The 21,257-nt window shown below is 37.8% G+C and carries 19 protein-coding genes; 10 read left to right on the top strand and 9 right to left on the bottom strand.

Annotation, left to right across the window (positions count from 1 at the left end; translation table 11 throughout):
* Positions 1-70: 70 nt before the first annotated feature.
* From IPP64_12140 to IPP64_12150, 3 genes are all read left to right on the top strand, one after another.
* Positions 71-1,834 (top strand): ABC transporter ATP-binding protein, encoded by a 1,764-nt coding sequence (locus IPP64_12140; GenBank protein MBL0330137.1) that lies wholly within the window; start codon positions 71-73, stop codon positions 1,832-1,834.
* 147 nt (positions 1,835-1,981) lie between these two features.
* Positions 1,982-2,341 (top strand): PUR family DNA/RNA-binding protein, encoded by a 360-nt coding sequence (locus IPP64_12145; GenBank protein ID MBL0330138.1) that lies wholly within the window; start codon positions 1,982-1,984, stop codon positions 2,339-2,341.
* A gap of 212 nt (positions 2,342-2,553) precedes the next feature.
* On the top strand, positions 2,554-2,796 hold the full coding sequence (locus IPP64_12150) for a hypothetical protein (protein MBL0330139.1): 243 nt from the start codon (positions 2,554-2,556) through the stop codon (positions 2,794-2,796).
* Positions 2,797-3,004: 208 nt separating this feature from the next.
* On the opposite strand, the gene IPP64_12155 is transcribed toward IPP64_12150, so the two are convergent.
* From IPP64_12155 to IPP64_12170, 4 genes are all read right to left on the bottom strand, one after another.
* Positions 3,005-3,604, bottom strand: a complete 600-nt coding sequence (locus tag IPP64_12155) for a DUF2179 domain-containing protein (protein ID MBL0330140.1) — start codon at positions 3,602-3,604, stop codon at positions 3,005-3,007.
* 88 nt (positions 3,605-3,692) lie between these two features.
* Complete coding sequence (locus tag IPP64_12160; GenBank protein ID MBL0330141.1) at positions 3,693-4,991, bottom strand: T9SS type A sorting domain-containing protein; 1,299 nt, start codon at positions 4,989-4,991, stop codon at positions 3,693-3,695.
* Positions 4,876-6,489: a hypothetical protein gene (locus IPP64_12165; GenBank protein MBL0330142.1), complete on the bottom strand. Its 1,614-nt coding sequence runs from the start codon at positions 6,487-6,489 to the stop codon at positions 4,876-4,878. The genes IPP64_12160 and IPP64_12165 overlap by 116 nt, the downstream gene beginning before the upstream one ends.
* A 46-nt stretch (positions 6,490-6,535) precedes the next feature.
* Positions 6,536-7,021: a YkgJ family cysteine cluster protein gene (locus IPP64_12170; GenBank protein ID MBL0330143.1), complete on the bottom strand. Its 486-nt coding sequence runs from the start codon at positions 7,019-7,021 to the stop codon at positions 6,536-6,538.
* Between the two features lie 32 nt (positions 7,022-7,053).
* Here IPP64_12170 and IPP64_12175 point away from each other — a divergent pair, with 32 nt between their 5' ends.
* From IPP64_12175 to IPP64_12205, 7 genes are all read left to right on the top strand, one after another.
* Positions 7,054-7,950, top strand: coding sequence for a glycerophosphodiester phosphodiesterase (locus tag IPP64_12175; GenBank protein MBL0330144.1), 897 nt, complete (start codon positions 7,054-7,056; stop codon positions 7,948-7,950).
* Positions 7,951-8,116: 166 nt separating this feature from the next.
* The gene (locus IPP64_12180) at positions 8,117-9,661 is read left to right on the top strand and encodes a Re/Si-specific NAD(P)(+) transhydrogenase subunit alpha (GenBank protein MBL0330145.1); all 1,545 of its coding nucleotides are present in this window, start codon (positions 8,117-8,119) and stop codon (positions 9,659-9,661) included.
* A 76-nt stretch (positions 9,662-9,737) separates the two neighbouring features.
* Positions 9,738-11,135, top strand: coding sequence for an NAD(P)(+) transhydrogenase (Re/Si-specific) subunit beta (locus tag IPP64_12185; protein MBL0330146.1), 1,398 nt, complete (start codon positions 9,738-9,740; stop codon positions 11,133-11,135).
* Between the two features lie 72 nt (positions 11,136-11,207).
* Positions 11,208-11,738 carry a hypothetical protein gene (locus IPP64_12190; protein MBL0330147.1) on the top strand — a complete coding sequence of 177 codons (531 nt, stop codon included), beginning with the start codon at positions 11,208-11,210 and terminating at the stop codon, positions 11,736-11,738.
* A gap of 11 nt (positions 11,739-11,749) precedes the next feature.
* Positions 11,750-12,142 carry a DUF1801 domain-containing protein gene (locus tag IPP64_12195; GenBank protein ID MBL0330148.1) on the top strand — a complete coding sequence of 131 codons (393 nt, stop codon included), beginning with the start codon at positions 11,750-11,752 and terminating at the stop codon, positions 12,140-12,142.
* Positions 12,143-12,164: 22 nt separating this feature from the next.
* Positions 12,165-12,644, top strand: a complete 480-nt coding sequence (locus IPP64_12200; GenBank protein ID MBL0330149.1) for a DUF1572 family protein — start codon at positions 12,165-12,167, stop codon at positions 12,642-12,644.
* A gap of 17 nt (positions 12,645-12,661) precedes the next feature.
* Positions 12,662-13,117 (top strand): SRPBCC domain-containing protein, encoded by a 456-nt coding sequence (locus IPP64_12205; protein ID MBL0330150.1) that lies wholly within the window; start codon positions 12,662-12,664, stop codon positions 13,115-13,117.
* A 91-nt stretch (positions 13,118-13,208) separates the two neighbouring features.
* On the opposite strand, the gene IPP64_12210 is transcribed toward IPP64_12205, so the two are convergent.
* The 5 genes from IPP64_12210 to IPP64_12230 all read right to left on the bottom strand — a co-directional run bounded on the left by IPP64_12210 (position 13,209) and on the right by IPP64_12230 (position 21,203).
* Positions 13,209-14,408, bottom strand: a complete 1,200-nt coding sequence (locus IPP64_12210; GenBank protein ID MBL0330151.1) for a T9SS type A sorting domain-containing protein — start codon at positions 14,406-14,408, stop codon at positions 13,209-13,211.
* Between the two features lie 3 nt (positions 14,409-14,411).
* Positions 14,412-15,068, bottom strand: coding sequence for a hypothetical protein (locus tag IPP64_12215; protein ID MBL0330152.1), 657 nt, complete (start codon positions 15,066-15,068; stop codon positions 14,412-14,414).
* Positions 14,995-15,399: a hypothetical protein gene (locus IPP64_12220; protein MBL0330153.1), complete on the bottom strand. Its 405-nt coding sequence runs from the start codon at positions 15,397-15,399 to the stop codon at positions 14,995-14,997. The genes IPP64_12215 and IPP64_12220 overlap by 74 nt, the downstream gene beginning before the upstream one ends.
* Before the next feature lie 73 nt (positions 15,400-15,472).
* Complete coding sequence (locus tag IPP64_12225) at positions 15,473-17,887, bottom strand: T9SS type A sorting domain-containing protein (protein MBL0330154.1); 2,415 nt, start codon at positions 17,885-17,887, stop codon at positions 15,473-15,475.
* Positions 17,888-17,960: 73 nt separating this feature from the next.
* Complete coding sequence (locus IPP64_12230) at positions 17,961-21,203, bottom strand: T9SS type A sorting domain-containing protein (protein MBL0330155.1); 3,243 nt, start codon at positions 21,201-21,203, stop codon at positions 17,961-17,963.
* Positions 21,204-21,257 lie beyond the last annotated feature (54 nt).

Consider the following 21,257-nt stretch of genomic DNA (forward strand, 5'->3'; position numbering starts at 1 on the left):
TTTCCGAGTGGACAAAAATAAACAGACAGAAGCGTAATTTTAGCAGACCAATACAAAAACAGTAATAAACGTGGGATCTCTCAAACATATCAATAAATACCTCTACAAGTATCGGTTTCGATTGCTTTTGGGAGTAATATTTGTGGGTGTCTCCAACTATTTCGCAGTAACAGCTGTTCCCTACATTCGTCTCACCATCGACTATTTAAAAACGGCCAAGGCGGAAGGGATTCCAGAAGACGAAAGCTACCACCTACTGCTTGTTTACGGATTATACACCCTAGGATATGCCCTTTTGAGTGGATTTTTCCTGTTTTTAATGCGCCAAACCATCATTGTCATGTCGCGGTTAATTGAATACGACCTCAAAAACGAGATGTATGCACATTATCAAAAGCTGGATACCGCCTTTTACAAACGCAACAATACTGGCGATATGATGAACCGCATCAGCGAAGATGTAGGAAGGGTGCGGATGTATATTGGTCCTGCCATCATGTATATTCTCAACACCTCCTTTTTATTTTTCTTTACCATTACCGAAATGATTCATGTGGATGTAAAACTAACCTTGTTTGTATTGATTCCATTACCTTTTCTTGCTATTTCTATCTATTACGTTAGCAATACCATCAATAAAAAAAGCACCAAGGTTCAAGAGCAACTCTCCGACATCACCACACATACTCAGGAAGCGTTCTCCGGAATTCGAGTATTAAAAGCCTATGGCAGAGAGCATCAATCGTTAACCGATTTTGAAGTACAAAGTAATTCGTACAAAAACTTAACGATGGGGTTAATCAAAGTCGAATCACTTTTCCAACCATTCATGATTTTATTGATTGGCTTAAGTACGCTTTTCACCATTTACATTGGTGGAATGCAAGCCATTGGTGGAAAAATAACCTATGGTAATATTGCCGAATTCATTGTATATGTGAACCGTTTAACTTGGCCCATTGCGTCCTTAGGCTGGGTAACCTCTTTAATACAGCGAGCTGCCGCATCTCAAACCCGAATCAATGCATTTCTACATACTGCTCCTGAAATTGTCAGTCAAACTACCGAAACCGCACCAATTGAAGGGGATATTGAGTTCAAAAATGTGAGCTTCATTTACCCGGATTCCGGAATAACCGCCTTAAAGAATGTTTCTTTTACCATACCAAAAGGCAAAACCTTAGCCATTATTGGACGAACCGGATCCGGCAAATCCACAATTGCGAATTTAATTTGCCGCTTGTACGATGTGAGTTCGGGAGAATTATTGATCGACCAACAAAATATTAAAGTCATCCCAACATCTTCACTCCGAAGCCAAATAGGGTATGCACCGCAAGAGGTGATCTTATTTTCTGATACGATTACGCATAACATTGCCTTCAGTATTGATGAAGATGTGCAACTGGAAGAAGCCATTGTTCAAGCTGCAAAAGATGCCGCCATCTATGAAAACATCATGAGTTTTAAAGACCAGTTTGAGACAGTAGTAGGCGAAAGGGGAATCACCTTGTCAGGGGGACAAAAACAGCGTATTTCCATTGCCAGAGCGATTATCAAACAACCACGAATTATGATTTTTGACGATTGTCTTTCTGCGGTGGACACAGAAACAGAGGAAGAAATTTTGGGTAACCTTCGAAAAGTGATGACTGGCAAAACCTGCTTGATTATCAGTCATCGTATTTCCACAGTAAAAAATGCCGACAACATTCTAGTAATCGACAAAGGAGAAGTGGTTGAATCGGGCTCACACCAACAACTAATTGAAAAACAAGGTGCTTACTTTGAATTGCACAAGATGCAGTTGCTAGAAGAAGAAAAAACAGCCTAATTTGCTCGTATTCCCTTTACCACTATCAAATCCTCATTACTAACAAGCTTTCAAAAGTTATTAACAAGCCTTGTTTTAGCAAGTTTTTTTGTAAACATTTGTCAGAATGTAATTATTAAACACGTTAAAACAACAACATTAACAACGATGGAAGAAGGATTTGACAAAAACGGAATGGACAGAGAAGAAATTTTCTCGAAATCTGTTAGAGCAGGTAAAAGAACTTATTTTTTTGATGTAAAAAGCACCAAAGGAAATGATTACTATTTGACAATTACAGAAAGCAAAAAACGCTTTGGTGATGATGGTAAATTCTTTTATGAAAAACATAAATTGTTTTTATACAAAGAAGATTTTGAAAAATTTGCAGAAGGTTTAAACGAAGCAGTTGCTCACATTAAATCTATTTCTCCTGCAATTGAACCACGCCCTGAATACGTTCCAAATGAAACACCAAAAACAGATTCTAGTTTTTCGGATGTGAATTTTGAAGATTTAGATAAATAATTTTAGTTTATACCTTAAATAAATCCCTGCTCTGTTTGATAACGGACAGGGATTTTATTTTGAAGGACTGGTTCACTTGTCACTTCGAGTGATTCTCTGACGAAGGAAGAGAAGTATATCGAGAAGTAATTACAAAGTGTTCTCGATATATTTCTTTCGCTGTTGCTCCAGAAACACTCGAACTGACCATACAATTTTAAAACTCAAACAAAATGAATATAAACGACTGGATAGGATTTATCGGAGTAACCATTTTACTGATTGCATTTTTTCTCAACCTCTCCAACAAACTTCACAAAGATTCTTACGCCTACATTCTGATGAACATTTTCGGGGCAGGCATCGCTTGTTTAGCTTCTCTGTTGATTCATTACCTACCTTTTGTGATATTGGAAGGTTGCTGGACAATTGTATCCATCATTGCGTTGGTTGGGGTGATGCGGAAAAAAATCTAATTCATTAACAAATTCTTCCTATTCAAAAAAAGCCAGCCACCGATTAGCTGATTAAAAAATTAAAATTGTTGCTGATTCATTGCTAAGGCAATGTCTGATTCAATTTAAATCTTCCAATTTTTTTTAGAGGGCTAAAATCTGCGAATCTGTGGCTATTTAAATCTTCCAAATTTTTCGAGTTTAAAATCTGTGAATCTGTGGCTAGCCATTACTTCCCTTTTCTTGCAGGAAACATTTGTCGAATGGTTGCAAATCCACCTCCCGCATTTTCTGTAAAAACACCTTGACTGGTATTTTTAATTTCTTCGATGGAATAAAAAGCCGTTGGATTGTATTTCCGGATCAGTTGCACCACTTCTTTTACATTCTTGCGTTTGATGATTGTAAAAATCATTTTTACTGGCCCTACAGCCCCTTGCGCATCCACCACAGTTATTCCATGATTGTCTTTTTTAAAGGCTTCCAACAATTCACTGCAATCTTGATTGGTGATGATTCGAATTACTTGTAAACCCAAGGCCAACTTTTCTTCTATCCACAACCCTACAAAAGTGCCGGTAGCAAAACCACCTGCCCATGCTAAGTAGCAGGCAACATTGTTCAAATTTTTCATCACTTGGGCTACCACAATGATCCAAATCAACACTTCGAAAAAACCCAACAGCGGAACCACTTTTCGAAAACCTTTTGAAATAAAAACATGACGCAATGTTCCCAAACTCACATCACAAATGCGAGAAAAGAAAATAATCAACGGCAAAAGTATCCAGTTGTAATAATCAAAATGACCGTAGGCATCTAAAAACATAATCTATCTAAATAAATGATATGGTAAAAGTAGGTGCAAAAAAAATCCCCCGAAGATTCGAGGGACTTATTAACTAACAATCTAATGTTTATTTAACAATGATCATTTTATTGGTTTTTCGCCTATTGTCGGCTGTTAAGCTATAATAATAAACACCCGACTTCAAATTCTTTTTATGGAATACAACTGAATGTTTTCCTTCTTGCAAGTCCGTATTAACCAATGTTTCCATCAATCTGCCATAAGCATCCCAAATTTGCAAATTCACGTTTGCTTTCGCATTCAGTGTGAATTCAATGGTTGTATTCTCTACAACCGGATTCGGATAATTGGTCAATTGCAAATCGTTTTTAGATCCTTCAATATCTTTTACGGTTACAATATCATTCACACTTGTAATGTACGTTGAATAAATTCCACTGGCATGTGTTGCTACGGCTACCAACCCATCAGAAGGACGAACATCAATCATGTCACAAACTGAATTACCAATCGTGCTCGTTCCTTGTTGCACCCAAACGGTTCCACTTCCTGTTGCTGCACCCGCTGCAATCAACGTATCTGTTGCGTATAAACCGGTGCTGGTTGCCAACAAATAAACGGTTCCATCAGCCACATGCAAAATACTGGCCCATCGAACAGAAGGACTTGAAACAGCTGACGCTTCGAGATTACCACCGACTTTTATCCAACTGGTACCGCCATCTTCTGTATAAAACACACTATATACTCCATAATTCGAAAAAGTAACCATTACTTTATCTCCATCTAACGGATCAGCTGCTATACAGCTCACATAGGCATTTGGAAATAAAGCAGAGGTAATTGTAGAAGTAATATCCACAGGAGTTGGTGTTCCCACATTGGCATTGTCTACGCGATAAACTCTCTTCTTGTCGGTTCCATAATACACTCTGTTTGCAGGTGTTTTACAAGCAGTGACAGCTGTTACAATTGAATTAACTGTTGGAACTGAATCAATAAACTGCACCCAATTCGTTGAAATAGAATCCCAGTTTCCCACCATCGGAATGCCCGATAAATCATTGTTCCGCCATAAATATTTTCCACCCGCCAGATACATGATATTGTTGTTGTTGGGATCCAATGTATACGGATTGATAAACTCCGGATTTTTTAAACCAATAGGATCGATTCGTGCAAACGATGTAATGTTTCCAACTCCATCCAATGTCGCTTTCATCATCTTCGCATTTTGAATCGAGAAATAATAATTGGTTTGCCCATCCGCAATGGCGCAATATGAACCATCACCACCGCGAGGTTGCGACCAAGGAGTTGTTGGTGATGCGGTATTGGTATACCATGTCCCATTGTCTTGTGCTCCGGCAACAATAATATTGTTTCCAGGCAGTGGCGTGATCAATCGCAAGTGTATAAAACATGGTTGTTAAATATCCATTGTTCAACGATTGCCAAACAACAGCAGTTGCGGTATCATTGAGTGTCTTAAAAACCCCACCATCATTAGCACTAAACATCACATCTGGATTAGAGGGCAAAAACTCAATCCAATGTTGATCAGGATGATGATTCGGATAGGAGTTAATTACGGGCAATGCCGAAAACTGTTCGTAACCACCAATAAACGTAGTATTTGTTGAGTCTTGAAAAGCTGTAGTAGAACGATATAAGTTTGTTCCGCCAATGTATACCACATTAGAGCTTCCTGGTTTTACACGCACTACCATATCATACGAACCTTGCACATTCCATTTATCAAACATACCACCGGTATTCGGCAAATTCAGCGACAAATCTTGCCACGTTCCACCTGCTCCCGTTCCGTCTCCGGAAACATACGTGTATTTCCACAAGCTATTCCACTCCGGTGTTCCTAAATAATTATAGGTCACTTTTCCAAATCCGGGAGTGTTTGCTAAAAAATAAACTTCGTTTTCGTTGTTCGGGTTTATTCCTGAAACGATGCGGTTATAAGCCGTAGGAAATCCAACCGGTAAAATATTTACAAAAGCACTGTCGTTTTTTGCACGCCAAATTCCTTTTTGCGAACCATCATCGCTTTGTGTCGCATAAACAATTCCAGTGGTGGATATCTGAACATCGGTAAAGTACGATCCACCGCCTAACATGGCTGTCCATGTAGTTCCACCATTTATAGTACGTTGAATTCCACCATATATGGAAGCATAAACTTCTTCAATCGAATCGTTTGCAGAATTATCGTTAGCAATGTTCCAAACCAATTGCCAGCCAGTTGTAAATCCATTTGGATTTCCACCGGCAGTGCTTGCAATAGGTGTCCAGGTTACACCGCCATCTGTTGACTTAAATACACCGTCTCCTAAATAATAAGCACCGCTTCCACCGCTAGCAGATGCACCGTATGCTTCACCACTTCCATAATACCAAGTATTTGTATGCGTAGCACGTTTATCTTGTGTTAAACACGTTGCATTTTTTAATTGGGATAAGGTATTGGATTGCGACCAAGAGGTACCTCCATTTGTTGAAAGCCACATGCCACCGGAACAAGAACCTGCCAACAATCTGTTTTCATTACTCACATCTACACCAAATGCACGCGTTCTTCCACCCACATTCCAAGGCCCGCGATTCGTCATCGTTAAACTAGCCATGCTTCTATCAGTTTGTAAATCGTTTGGCAATGTAGCTGCAAATGCCAATTCCAATTGACGAATATTATCTGGAATTTTTCCGGTAGCAGGATCTGCCAATCGGGACATTTCCCACTTCAACCGTTTGGATGCACCATGCACCATTCCTTCATTCACGGTATCGGAGGTAAATTTGTTTTTTAGAAAATTTCCTCCCGCAGTAATGTATGCAACTGCCGAAATAGAAAGTGCACTGGCAACAAAGAATGTAAATTTTGATTTCATCGTGATAGTAGTTTTAATTTCGCACGCGCGAGATTCAAATATAAGACTATTTCAACTTCTTTTTCATCTCCTCTACAATTTCAAAAGCAGCTGGACAAACATGCGTGTTTTTAAGTGTAAGGTCGAGGATTTGAAAAAAACGCTTGCGGTTGGTATGAGGGTATTCACGGCAGGCTGTTGGACGATCTTCGTATATCAAACAATAATTTTCATTATCTAAAAACGGACAAGGTGCCACGTTTAAAACATAATCTTTGTCTTCATCAATGTGTAAATACTTGGCAATAAAATCGGATGGACGCATGCGCAATCGTTTGGCAATACGATCTACATCGCGATCATAAAAAATCGGACTTGTTGTTTTGCAACAATTGGCGCATTTCAAACAATCAATCCGCTGAAACGCTTCTTCATGTAATTCGTGTACAACATCATCCAAATTTTTAGGCTTCTTCCTTTTCAGATGCTCAAATAATTTTTGAGATGAAGGCTCCGCTTTTTTTGCTTCTTCTTTTAGTTTTTCTAAATCCATTTATGCGAATTTACTACTTTCGTCTTTCCAAAATGAAAAACCAACTCCTCTTTTTCTGCCTCTTGTTTCCTGCCTTTTCTTTTTCACAAGAAAACAAAACCCTTTCCAGCAAACAAACAAAGATTGAAATACACGGTCACAGAGGATTTCGTGGACGCTTTCCTGAAAACACACTCATCGCTTTTAAAGAAGCCATCAAGGCCGGAGCGGATTACATTGAACTTGATGTGATTATCTCCAAAGACTCTCAGGTAGTTGTTTCACATGAACCTTGGTTCAACCCAAAAACGTGTACTGCACCCGATGGCAAAGCAATTACCAAAAGGACAAAAAACAATCTGCATCAGTTAAATTATGCCGAAATAAAAAAATACGACTGTGGAAAAAGAGGAAATAAAAAATTTCCGCAACAATTAAAAACAGAGGTCTTCAAGCCGCTATTAAGTGAAGTGATTGAAGAAATGGAAAAATACACGCAGGAGAATAATCTTCCTCCAATTTATTACAATATTGAAATAAAAAACAATTCAATGGGTGACCGAAAGTATCATTATTCAACAAAAACAACCGTCGCTTTAATTAACGATGTATTAAAGAAGTATGCGGTCAACGACCGTATACTAATTCAAAGTTTTGATGTTCGATGCCTAAAAGAAATACATACACTAAACCCCGAGCTAAAAACCGGTTTATTAATTGCCAACCTCCGATCCGTAAAACACAACATTCGAAAACTCCACTTCACTCCAGCCTATTATAATCCGGCTTTAAAAATCTGCAAAAAAAAGACCATCCGTCAGGCGCATCAATCCGGATGCAAAGTGGTGGTATGGACAGTAAATTCGCAAAAGGAGATGGTCAAATTTAGAGACTTAGGTGTTGATGGAATTATCACAGATTACCCCAACTTTGCCACAATTCTAAAGTAATTACTTAGCAGCAAAACCAAAAGTGCGCTATTATAGCCCTACAGCGTCCATCAAAAGCAAAGAAGAAGTAAAACCCATTTTTTTTTGTCAGTTAGCAATATTTTATTACTTTCGGGACTATAAAATTTGTTCAAAAAAAAACAAATACACTTAACATTGTTCAATTATGAAGGTAGGAATTCCATCGGAAATTTTTCCAAATGAATTAAGAGTTGCGGCTACTCCCAAAACCGTAAAACGACTTCAAAAACAAGGGTTTGAAGTTTACATTCAGAAAGGTGCAGGAACCAAAGCCAATTTTTCAGATAAAGAGTTTGAAGAAGCAGGAGCAAAAATAGTAGCAACTGCCGCTGACATTTATGGAAGCTCTGACATTGTTTTAAAGGTGAAGGAACCTTCCATGGAAGAAGTAGATATGATGAGAGAAGGTTTGGTAACGCTAAGTTACTTATGGCCTGCTCAAAATCAGCCCTTACTCCAAAAATTAGCAGATAAAAAAGTGAATGCCATTGCAATGGATGCGATTCCACGTATTTCCAGAGCACAAAAAATGGATGTATTGTCGTCCATGGCAAACATTGCAGGATATAGAGCCGTAATTGAAGGTTCATTTCATTTCGGAAGATTTTTAAATGGACAAATTACAGCAGCAGGAAAAGTAGAACCTGCTAAAGTATTGGTGATTGGTGCCGGTGTTGCCGGTTTAGCTTCTATCGGAGCAGCCAATTCATTAGGTGCAATTGTCCGTGCATTTGATACACGTAAAGAAGTTGCTGAACAAATCGAATCGATGGGCGCAACATTCTTAACAGTGGAAATTGAAGAAGACGGAGCAACATCTTCCGGTTACTCAAAAGAAATGAGTCCTGCTTTTATTGAGGCAGAGATGAAATTATTTTTAGAACAAGCGAAAGAAGTTGATATCGTAATTACTACTGCACAAATTCCAGGAAGACCAGCTCCGAAATTATGGATGGATTATCACGTAGCTGCCATGAAACCAGGTTCGGTGATTATGGATTTAGCTGCATCAACTGGTGGTAACTGTGCTCTTACAAAAAACGGAGAAGTTTATACGACTGATAATGGAGTTACCATGGTTGGTAAATTAAATCAACTTCCTACACAAGCATCACAACTATACGGAAACAACTTATGTCATTTATTAGATGACATGGGGAAAGCAGAAAAATGGAAAATTGATATGGAAGATGCTGTTGTGTCAAGAGCAATGGTTACCTACAATGGTAAAATCAACTGGCCTCCTGCTCCACTTCCAGTTAGTCCGACCGCTGGTGGAAAACCAAAAGTTGTTCCACCTACAGAAGCAGAAACAAAAGCAACAAATGAAGCAGCGGCAAAAAAAGCAACCACTTCAATGGTTATTACATTGGCAGTAGTTGGCGGCTTGTTGTTCTTGGTTGGGAAGTTTGCACCAAGTGAATTCATTCAACATTTCACGGTATTCGTTTTATCAATCTTTGTTGGCTGGCAGTTGATCACCAATGTTGCACATGCATTACATACACCGTTAATGGCGGTAACGAATGCGATTAGTGGAATCATCGTTGTTGGTGGTTTATTACAAACAACAGGTGACATCAAAAATCCAGTTACGATAATAGCCGTTGTAGCTATTTTGATTGCCAGCATTAATATTGTTGGTGGATTCTTCGTAACGCACCGTATGTTGAAAATGTTTAAAAAATAATACTCCTTCATAAAAGCTTGAAGGTTATATCCAACGACAAGCAAAAGTGAAATAAAAGAAAAAAATTATGATTGAAATAGCAAAAGAAATTCAAACAGCAGCATATTTATTTGCAAGTATCCTGTTCATTTTAAGTTTAGGCGGATTAGCCTCTCAAGAATCTGCAAAACGTGGAGTTATCTACGGAATTGTAGGGATGATTGTAGCAATCATCGCAACCGTATTAGGTCAGGGTGTTGAGGGGCATGTTTATATTATTGGAGCGATTGCAGTTGCTTCCTTAATTGGTATCATGGTGGCTCGTAAAGTAGAAATGACTTCCATGCCTCAACTGGTTGCCATCCTGCATAGTTTTGTGGGATTAGCTGCAGTATTGGTTGGTTTCGGTTCGTACCTAGATCCTGAAACACAAGCATTAACAGGTGCATCGCACATGATTCATTTGGTGGAAGTATTTATTGGAATTTTCATTGGTGCAATCACGTTCACAGGTTCAATTGTTGCTTGGGGAAAATTAGATGGAAAGATTCCTTCTAAGCCTTGGGCATTTAAGGGGCTTCAAATGATGAACATCATTTTAATGATTGCATGTACTGTTTTAGGAGTATTATTCTGTAACGCACATGGAACAGAAGGAATGCTTCCATTATTAATCATGACAGCCATTGCATCGTTCATTGGAATTGTATTGGTGATGGCAATTGGTGGTGGAGATATGCCGGTAGTTGTTTCTATGTTGAACTCTTATTCCGGCTGGGCAGCATCTGCCGCTGGATTTATGCTAGGAAACGATTTATTAATTGTAACGGGTGCACTTGTTGGAAGCTCCGGAGCAATTCTTTCAATGCATATGTGTCACGCCATGAACCGTTCTTTCTTCGCAGTAATTTTTGCGAATGCAACGGCATCTTCATCTCAAGGTGGTGAGAAAAAAGCAATTGAAGGTGAAGTAACATCCTTGAATCACGAAGAAGTTGCTACCTTATTAAAAGAAGCAAAATCAGTTGTGATTGTTCCCGGTTATGGAATGGCAGTAGCAAAAGCACAATATCCTATTTACGAAATGGTTCAAACCTTGCGCAAAGCAGGAAAAAATGTTCGTTTCGCGATTCACCCTGTTGCCGGTCGTTTACCAGGTCACATGAACGTATTGTTAGCGGAAGCAAATGTTCCTTACGATATTGTTTTGGAAATGGATGAGATTAATGAAGATATGCCGGAAACAGATGTGGTAATGGTAATTGGCGCAAACGATGTGGTTAATCCAAGTGCACAAGATGATCCTGCAAGCTCTATTTACGGAATGCCGGTAATTGAAGTTTGGAAAGCAGAAAAAGTAATTATTATGAAACGTTCGATGTCGGCTGGATATTCCGGTGAAGACAATCCTTTGTTCTACAAACCAAATTCAGAAATGCTTTATGGTGATGCCAAAGTGAGTGTAGAGAAGTTGTTGGGATTCCTTAAAGGATAATTGAAAATACAAAATAGTTAAACGTCCAGTCTAAAAATGCTGGACGTTTTTTTATTGATTATATTTGAATGAATGAATAAATGGATTTTATATTGTATCGTTTGGACAACCCTCTCCAACTTTTCAGCATGTGCAAATCAAGAAAAGTCTGATTTAAAGAATATAATTTCCGGCAATGAAGTATTAACTTCAACAGACAGCTTAGCTCAGTTAACTAAAATCTATTCTCAAGCGATTGCAGACTTCATCAAAGACGCCAACAAAAAAAACAAAACAAAATTTGACACCTTGTACTTTGGAAATCGAAAAAACGGACAGCCTGATGATTTTCCAAATATAAAACTACCTGAGACAATAGCACACACACATATAAGACTTATTTCACCGGAAGAAGGAACAATAAAGCAAAATGAACTCAAGTCGCGTATTTATATAAACCTGATGGGGTGGGTAGAAAAAGAAAGTGCTGAATTTATTTTTTATATTTTCTCAAATGGTTTTGAACATCAATACAACTATACGATAAATTATAAATATAATACTCAACGAAAAGAATTTGAATTAACGAATCTACAATTTGAAGTAGCCAATAAAAAGAAATAAAAACAACTACAGTGAACAAAGACATCCTTACCTACAACAAATCACAAACAGCAGCAGACAAAAAGATCTGCGATACCTTGGCTGCAATTATAGAAGAAAATCTAACCAAATCGGAAAACAAAGTATGGCATGGACATCCTGTTTGGTTTTTAGATGGCAACCCAATTGTGGGCTACAGCAAACAAAAAGCAGGCTGGCGGTTGATGTTTTGGAGCGGGGCCGATTTTGAAGAAGATCAACTAGATGTTGTTGGTGGAAAATTTAAAGATGCTTCTATCTTTTATAATTCCGTTGAAGAAATCAATGCAAAAGATTTGAAACGTTGGTTGAAAAAATCAAAAACAATTCAATGGGATTATAAAAACATTGTGAAACGCAAAGGCGTTTTGGAAAGATTGAAATAATCATTGAAAAAGTATATCTAACATGAAAAATACAACTCAAATAGCTCATCGGTTTCGAGAAGTAATTTTAAATGGAACTTGGATTGCAAACACGAATTTTAAAGATCAATTATCAGGACTAAACTGGGAAATTGCCACTACTCCATTCAAATCCTTCAATACAATTGCCACTTTAGCGCAACACATCCATTATTATGTAAATGGAATAAACAAAGTGTTTAAAGGTGGTACGTTGGATATAAAAGACAAATACAGTTTTGACTTTGCTCCTATTCAATCTCAACGGGAATGGGAATCATTTTTAGATAAATTCTGGAAGGACTCCGAAGAATTTGCTTCTTTGATTGAAGAAATGCCTGAAGAAAAGTTAAAACAAGTCTTTATTGATGAGAAATACGGAACCTATCAACGCAACATCGATGCATTAATTGAGCATGGTTATTACCACTTAGGTCAAATCGTTTTGATTAAAAAAATTATTACCGACTCGACTAAACATTAACTAACAACAATTTTGAAATGAGTACTTCTATCCCAACCACCCCTTACACAATCACTTCCACTCGAACTATTGCAGAACCCATTCAAAAAGTCTTTCGAGCATGGACAGAACCTACGCATTTAAAAAATTGGTGGGGACCCAACGACTTTACGAATACCTTTCATGAATTTGATTTACGCCCGGGTGGGAAATGGAAACTCACCATGCATGGCCCGGAAAAAGGTAATTATGAAAACGAAGCTGAATTTATTACCATCGAAAAGCCAACGCTCATTTATTGGAAACGACATTCACAACCGCTCTTCAAGGTGCTTGCTACATTTGAAGAAATTAGTCCAAAGGAAACAAAAATTGTTTTTAAGATGATTTTTGATGCACCAAAAGATTATGAAACCATTCAAAAATTTGCTCCGGAGAAAAACGAAGAAAATTTTGATCGATTGGAAGCGGAGTTGAAAAGGATGAAGGATTAAAAATTTACCTTCTCTTTAAATCAATTTTATTTTAAAATAATACCCCAATGAAACGATTGCCACAAGCGATTCATTGGGGTATTTGAAAATGTTAATTTGTTTTTGAAATTCGCACAACACTTGTATTTACCCCATCACTAAAAGAAAGTAAATAAATACCATTTTTGTATGATGAAAGATCAATATCTGTTTTGCTACTTGTAATATTCAGCTGTTGCATTAATTGTCCAACCGAATTGTACAATACAAGTTTGTAGTTTGTATTGGTCGCATCAAAATTATCAATTGCGATAGTGGTTAAGCCATTTGTTGGGTTAGGAGATACAGAAATACTGCGAGTAATCTCAACAATAGTCAAATCGTTTTTTTTCAGGTCTTTGTCTTTCAGTTGTTCGTCTTTTGAGATACGTTCATCCTTAACAAATGTGTGTATTGCTGACCGGAAACAGCCCACACTATCATCAGGCAAGCAAGTACACGGTGCTATATGTGCCAAAAAAATAGGTGTAGCTAAAAAACCTGGTCCCAGATCAATGTATCTTCCTGCTTTAAATTCAACGTTAGAAAATCCTGCGGTTGATACATTTCCAATAGTTTTTATTGAGATGTCTCTCGAAGTATACCAGTCAGAAATTGGATTCGCAGTAGTGTACGTTGCATAATCTTCACATTCACGTTTTATTGTAAAACATTCTGTTACAGAAACCCCACATGCAGGAATAGTAACTTTTAAACAAATTTCACCACCGGATGCGTTATCAGCACTAAAAACACCTGTGCTATTGCCACCATCAAAACCAAAACACTCTGGATATGTCCATGTATAAATAACATCTTCTCCTGCTTCTCCACCTTGATCAGGAGTTACTATTGTTAAAACAGAATCATTATTACATCCAAGTATAATATTTGAAAAACTAAATAGCGGTTGTTGAATGGCTAATATAGTTACTTCTATACTATCTGTTTTATTTATTGTAACGGGATTATCCGATGAATCAAGAAACGAACAATTATACTTCACTTTTACCTCGCCAAGAGTGGTCGCATCAAGACTTGGGTCCCATGAAATTGTTACTCCAGAGCCTATCGACAAAGAAACAAGCGAACCAGGAGCATTTATAGTGGGTGTCCATATTACATCCGCAATTCCTTCACCACATCCTGCGTCAGACAAAGTATAGAGTTTTATATCACCTTCACAAACAGTCGTATCTCCGTTAATAACCTGAGCAGATGAGTTATTCCATAAAATATTTATGAGAATAACCAAAATAATATACCTTCCCATAACTTATTTTTTTAGAATTTCAAGTTCCAACTTAATTGCTTCATTTTCCTTCTTCAAAGCAATCATATAAAGCGTTAGCTCTTCAATTTTTTCTAATAATTTGGCATCCATTTTAGCCAAATCAATTCCACTTTCTTTCACTTGTTCTGCACTAGGCACATTTGGTAAATGTCCATTTGTGTTAATAAATGCTTCTACATCTTTGAGTGGTAACAACGAATAATCTTTCTTGAAAACATAATCTGCCCAGTCAGCAGTATTCACTAAAGCAACTTTTACTCGTTCTGTTAAAATCCCTTCTGCAACATATAGTCTATAGCCAGCAGGATACGTAGTTGTTAGTGGATTAAAGCCCATACTAACTCTTCCATCATTTTTAATAAAAAGATGGTAATTCCCACCATTCGGTCCATGCGGAGTTGTGCTTCCTGCTGGTCGCCAGAAATTTAATCCACCTGCATGATTATTATATTCGATTCCCCATTCTCCATGAGTGACTCCAGTTTCTCTACCAAGCAATAAGGATGCTTCAAAACCATCGATTAATGTAAACCCGCTTAAACGCGAATCAACCGCAGTTGTACCCTCATCTGCTACATGAAATGTTACTGATGGTGCTTTTGTTCCAATACCAACTCTTCCTGCCGTAGTTAATGTCAAAGGAGTTTTGTTTCCATTTAAAATAAAATTTCCCATAATCTGCACTTAAATCCCATTGATGAGCAGTGTATGTACCTCCAGAAGTGCCACTCCAGTTATGAGTGATTCTCAAACCTGTTGTATAAGATTCAATTGGTGATCCAGCAGCTGGTAAGCCGGTAAACGTTTTGTAGATACTTAAACTACGCGGTAGAACACTTGTACCTGTGCCTATACCCACATTTCCTGTTCGATATAGATTTCCCGTTAAGGTGGTACTACCTGCCCATTGTTGGGCAAAAGAAGTCGTTGTTGCTACAATTAATCCAAAAACAAATGCAATTTTTTTCATGATTTTAAAATTTTAGTTTATAATTTTTAATAAGAACAGGGTTAAGGAAATTTCCTTAACCCTGATTAGATTTTTAATTTATTTTAGAAATTCGCACTACACTCGTGTTAACACCATCACTAAAAGAGAGGATGTAAAGACCATTTTTATAATCTGAAAGATCAATATCCGTTTTGTTACTTGTAACATCCAATTGTTGCATTAATTGCCCAACCGAATTGTACAATACAAGTTTGTAGTTTGTATTGGTAGCATCAAAATTATCAATTGCGATAGTGGTTAAGCCATTTGTTGGGTTAGGATACACAGAAAGTTGCGACAATTCGAATTTTGCAACTTTCATGTTATTCTCAATTGCCACTTCTTCACTTCTGTATGCTCCAGCAAAATTAGAATTCACACGAACAAGAAAACCGTTCTTATGACCGGCCGCTCCACTTGAAAGCAAATCGTTAGTTGGCGATACCAAAAGATTATCAACCCTTAAACTACTAGAGTATGCTCCAACCATAAAACTGTGTCCATTCACACCTGAATAAATTGACTCGACCTCATGAACACCTGTATTTGAAACGTCTCCTGTTACATTTACTGTTGGAAAAGCAATTGTTCCATTAGCATTATACGCTGCGGTATACGAATGAGACAAATTGTTTGGTGCTCCAACTGTATAATACAATACAGAAGGGTAACCCGTTAATTGAAGGATATTTTTATAATAATTTCCTGTAAAATAAGCAACGCCCATTCTTGCGCCAACCGATTTCCCGTTTGCAATATTACTTGTTGCAATACCGGACTTCGCCCAGATTCCTAAACCAGCAATTTTTATCATATAGGCCTTGTCTGTTGTTGATCCCACTGTAGAAAGCAACAAACTTGCCGTTTGAAAAGCAGGTTGTGCTGCAGTGGCTTGGTCTCTATATGATCCTGTTATATAAACCGAATTGTCAGAAGCATCTACAGCAATACCTTCACCCGTCATGTACAAGGTATTATTTCCCCGTCTTAAAAGTGTTGACGTAAAAAATGTACCACCATCTGTATATGACACTAAGAAAGCATCTTTGATAACAACAGGACCTCCGTATGTAAGTGTTCCTCCCGGCACAAACGTAACATTTTTAGTAAAACTGCCGATTGCCCATAATGTATTTGTTGTTTCATTAAAATCCATATCCTCAACTTTATTAACACCCCCGGCTGTTGTTGTTGAGGTGACCGTTGCAATCAGCCCTCCAAGTGTTCCAGCGGGTGTATACTTGTTAATAAAAGAACTTGGATCAGTACCACCACTGGTAGTTGACTTCGCTCCTCCGACATAAATTGCTCCATTTGTTTCATTTATCGTTATTGCTTCACAACGTGTATAAGCAGAAACGTTAATCGCCTCTAAGATCTCGATGCAACCCGTTGTCATATCAAATGCTGCTACATATCCTCTAGAGCCAGACAATGATGCTGTGATAGAAGTAGGTAGCCCGCTACAAATATTTGAAGTTGTAAACCTTATTCGACCTTCAAAATCACCAGTAATATAAACTCTATTATTAGGTTGATCTAATACAATGCTGTTTCCATAATTATTTAAAAAGTCTTTTGCATGTGCTTCCCACAACAAATCCCCACAAGCGCTATATTTTGCGATATATGAAGTTGGAGCAAGAGTTGAGCTTCCCGACAACAAGGTAACGTCTGCGTTATTACCTCCTTCAAGTGTTGTTTGAGAAGTGTAATAACCGGTTACATAAACATCACCTGCAGCATCTGTTATTACATCTTTTGTTTGATCTCTGCTAACTGCATTTTTTGTTGTTTGATGCCAACTCTCATTGTCGACATTCAAACTTATTGCATCAATACCATAATCACCGTTAGCAACTTGTCCAATTTGAGAGATAGAAAGAGCAACGACTCCTGTTGCTCCTGTATAGGTAAAAGGAACACATACCTCGTTCCAAACATACATACCTGCAACATAAGAACCGGTTGGTGATGTTGGGTTAGCTCCAATGTTCATTCCGCCCACGGTAACATTTAAATTTTGTCCTGGCGATGCAAGTGAGACACTGGGCATTACATGCATTTTAAAAACATAAGATGCCCCATTTACCATTGAAACAGGTTGCGACCAGATAAGCCCCACTCCTGCACCACCAAGACCAGGGTTTCCATCTATTACCATGTAAGAACCAAGGTTTGTCCCCATATCAAAATCCCATAAATCATCAACCCAGGAAGCCATATTGCATTTTGTCCTTGGCTCGTTAGCAATGCAGTAACTATTGGTTCCACAAGCGCACAAATTGCCTAAAACACCACCTGTAAGTCCAGTTGTAAATCCGACATTGCCTGCTCTAAAATCGCCATTAAAAACAAGGTTACTTGCACATGGACCTAACGTTGCACATGTTGATAGTTGAGCTTTTAACACAACCGCTGATAGAAGCAATGATGCTCCTACTAAAATTAGTTTAATTTTTTTCATGATTTTTGGTTTTAAATGAATAAAATCCAAGTGAGTCATCTCTTGTAAACAACTCACTTGGATTCTAGAAGAATTAATTTATTTTAGAAATTCGCACTACACTCGTGTTAACCCCATCACTAAAAGAGAGGATGTAAAGACCATTTTTATAATCTGAAAGATCAACATCTGTTTTGTTACTTGTAACATCCAATTGTTGCATTAATTGCCCAACCGAATTGTACAATACAAGTTTGTAGTTTGTATTGGTAGCATCAAAATTATCAATTGCGATAGTGGTTAAACCATTTGTTGGGTTAGGGAAAACGCGAATTGATTTGGAAATACTATTTAAAGCTACTTCGATACTCTCCGTCTCTTCATCCATATCAGAAGTTTTAAACTCAGCTGTAGATTCATTCACACGCATTATGTAGGCATTGGGCGCACCACTAATAACTAATGGACCACTAGCTGGAGAACCGGAAAAATAATCCAACGTCTTATTAAATTGACCTGTCACAAATGAGCAACCTTTTCGATTTGTTTCAATTGCAACTCCTGTATGGTTATCGGGCGAAGATATTGTACCAGCTTCTGTTACATTCATAACAGTTGCCACACCACTTTCATTATAACCGATTACCGAAACATGTCTTTTTTGGTCAGTAATCGTTCCAAATCCTCCAACAAAATTAAAATATGGAAAACCCGTTGAGCTAATGGAAGCATACGCAAATTCACCTAAAAAGTATGCTCTTTTATTATGCACTGCTACATCTCTTCCAAAAGAAGAACCGTTAGATGAATTTAAAAAAGTAGTACGCGACCAAGCTGTAACCACACCACTAAGATTGGCCGACATCATGTATTGTTTGTTTTGTCCAACACCCGTTAACATCCCTGCTCCAAAAGCACCCAAACCAAAAGGATTATTAATAGTTCCAGTATAGGTTCCAGTAAAATAAGGTCTTCCAGTTGTTTGATCTACAGAAACACCTTCACCTGTCATAAAATTTCCAGATGTAGCCCCACCTGCATTGAAAAATTGCATAACTGGTGTTGTTAAATCGCGATACACAGCAAGATAAGCGTCAGAAACTGAACTCGTAGTATTAACAGCAGGAGCAGTTGTACCGTTATTAAGTACACAAGTTTTTTTGAAATCTCCAATGATAAAAATTCTGTTCACCGGTTCATAATAATCCAAATCTTTTACTCTACTAAATGTTACTGGAGTAGTAGAATTATCTGTTAAGGTCCAAACGAGAGGACCTAAATTATTGGATGATCCTAACGTGGTTACTGGAACATAACGCTGAACAAATGATTTTGTATCTGCTGAAGGTATAGAAGCAAGCCATGATCCACCTGCAAAAATATTTCCATTATTTTCGTTAACCGTCAAAGCATTTAATCGTGTTTCAGCTCCTAAGTCAATTGCCTGTGCAAAATACAAACAACCTGAATTTGCATTGTATTGAGCAACATAACCTCTTACTTCAGGTGAATTTAGGGGTTGACTATAACCACTTGCGCATAGTGCACCAGCACTTTGTGAACTATTAAAAGTAGTGTTTCCATTAAAAGTTCCGCCTACATATACCATTTGATTATTCTTATCATAGGTTATTGCCGTTCCTTCACAATTTTCGGCATTCGTAGTATTTGCAACCCAAATTAAATTTCCACAACCATCATACTTTGCTAAAAATGTATTTGGATTATTTACTGGCATAAGGGAATTAATCTGAATATCGGGAGTACCATTAAGGTAAGTCGATTGTCGAAAAGTACCTGCAACATAAACATTTCCATTATCATCAGTGGTTACAGCATTTATGCTTTCACCAATACCGAGTGCTGTTGAATTTTCAGTGTATTGATGCCATGTACTTCCATCGGTTACTATTGTTGATGCTGTACCAACACAATGTGTTACTGAATTTGTAACGGTTACAGAATAGGTTCCAACAGAAGAAACTGTTATTGAAGATGTAGTTTGACCGGTAGACCACAAATAAGTATAAGGATCGGGAGAAATTGGAACCGTTGCATTCAACGTAGTTGTTGTTCCTGTACAAATAAGCGTATTTCCTGTTATAACTACTGCTGGAAGTGGGCTGAATGTTACGTTTACACAATCAGTTTTTGAACATCCAAGTGGATCAGTAACAGTAACACAATAGGTTCCCGAGGAAGTTGCATAAATTGTGGCGGTAGTGGCAGAAATCGGACTTCCGTTTTTTGTCCAAGAGTATGAATAACCTGCCCCTAAACTCGTTCCTAGTATTGGAATAATACCTGTACCGCATATAACTTTATCTTCACCTAATGAAATATTAAAATCCTCACCAACACAAACCAAAGCATAATCAGCATCCCAGGGCGTAAAACAATTACCAACCGCATGCTGAATTAAGTAGCAATGGCCAGGAGTAATAAATGAAACATGATCACTGAAATTGAAAACACCTGCAGGACCAGTATACCATGAACTCCATGTTGTTGCAGGATTTCCTAATGGTGCTCCCCCAGATGTTGCCTCAGTAATGTACCAAAAATGACTATCGTCACCCACAGAATTTGTTCCATCAACGATAAGGTCATCTCCATTACAAAGAAGATTGGGAGCAACGACATCTGCATTGGCATCTTCCCTTATAATATAAACATCATCAATGTAAAGATCAATTTTATTGTTACTTGGATTATAAGGGGCGATAACTTTTCTAATTTCAATCCTGTCATACCCTGCCAACTCATCAGCTGCTGTTAGGTTCAATGAAATTTCATAATTTGTCCAATTAGGTGAAGTAAGATACGCTGTTGTAAATAATATCTTTTGTGGGGTTTCAGAGCAATCTGCTTTACGTAAAACCATTTCTACTTGAATGGTCGGATTAAGACCAACTGCGGCAGCAACCCAATACCCAAATTTATACTTACAAGCTTTAAGAGGTTCTGTAATTGTTCCAATTAACGATTGGTTATAATACTTACTATCGACTGGAGGCGTGGGAGTCTCTAAAAAAACACCATTTCCTCTAAAATTACCAAAACGAGTCCCAGAATGAGCAGAAGTAGGTTCACCTGCAAAACCCGCAACCCACCCGCCTACACCAGTTTGAAAAAGTGAAGCTGTTGTAGAAGAAGTATTCAAACTAAATGACCATCCGCAACCATCATTCCAACCAGTTGCGTTAGCTATTTGATTAAAGTTTGTTGGCGCAGAGCCTAGTTCAAAATCAGGGTTTTGAACAATGTTTATTTGTGCTGAAACATGGCAATAGGTCATGCTGGCCAAAATAGAAATAGCAATAATGGTTTTCTTCATGATTTTTTAGATTTAAAAGTTTGAAGCAAAATTACGTTGACCCACAAGAAAAAT

Source organism: Bacteroidota bacterium (assembly GCA_016722565.1).
GTDB lineage: Bacteria > Bacteroidota > Bacteroidia > 2-12-FULL-35-15 > 2-12-FULL-35-15 > 2-12-FULL-35-15.

Bases quoted from the DNA above. Each gene is read 5' to 3' on its own strand.
- IPP64_12145 (MBL0330138.1), top strand. From the start codon at position 1,982: ATGGAAGAAGGATTTGACAAAAACGGAATGGACAGAGAAGAAATTTTC.
- IPP64_12150 (MBL0330139.1), top strand. From the start codon at position 2,554: ATGAATATAAACGACTGGATAGGATTTATCGGAGTAACCATTTTACTG.
- IPP64_12155 (MBL0330140.1), bottom strand. From the start codon at position 3,604: ATGTTTTTAGATGCCTACGGTCATTTTGATTATTACAACTGGATACTT.
- IPP64_12165 (MBL0330142.1), bottom strand. From the start codon at position 6,489: ATGAAATCAAAATTTACATTCTTTGTTGCCAGTGCACTTTCTATTTCG.
- IPP64_12170 (MBL0330143.1), bottom strand. From the start codon at position 7,021: ATGGATTTAGAAAAACTAAAAGAAGAAGCAAAAAAAGCGGAGCCTTCA.
- IPP64_12175 (MBL0330144.1), top strand. From the start codon at position 7,054: ATGAAAAACCAACTCCTCTTTTTCTGCCTCTTGTTTCCTGCCTTTTCT.
- IPP64_12180 (MBL0330145.1), top strand. From the start codon at position 8,117: ATGAAGGTAGGAATTCCATCGGAAATTTTTCCAAATGAATTAAGAGTT.
- IPP64_12190 (MBL0330147.1), top strand. From the start codon at position 11,208: ATGAATAAATGGATTTTATATTGTATCGTTTGGACAACCCTCTCCAAC.
- IPP64_12200 (MBL0330149.1), top strand. From the start codon at position 12,165: ATGAAAAATACAACTCAAATAGCTCATCGGTTTCGAGAAGTAATTTTA.
- IPP64_12205 (MBL0330150.1), top strand. From the start codon at position 12,662: ATGAGTACTTCTATCCCAACCACCCCTTACACAATCACTTCCACTCGA.
- IPP64_12210 (MBL0330151.1), bottom strand. From the start codon at position 14,408: ATGGGAAGGTATATTATTTTGGTTATTCTCATAAATATTTTATGGAAT.
- IPP64_12220 (MBL0330153.1), bottom strand. From the start codon at position 15,399: ATGAAAAAAATTGCATTTGTTTTTGGATTAATTGTAGCAACAACGACT.
- IPP64_12225 (MBL0330154.1), bottom strand. From the start codon at position 17,887: ATGAAAAAAATTAAACTAATTTTAGTAGGAGCATCATTGCTTCTATCA.
- IPP64_12230 (MBL0330155.1), bottom strand. From the start codon at position 21,203: ATGAAGAAAACCATTATTGCTATTTCTATTTTGGCCAGCATGACCTAT.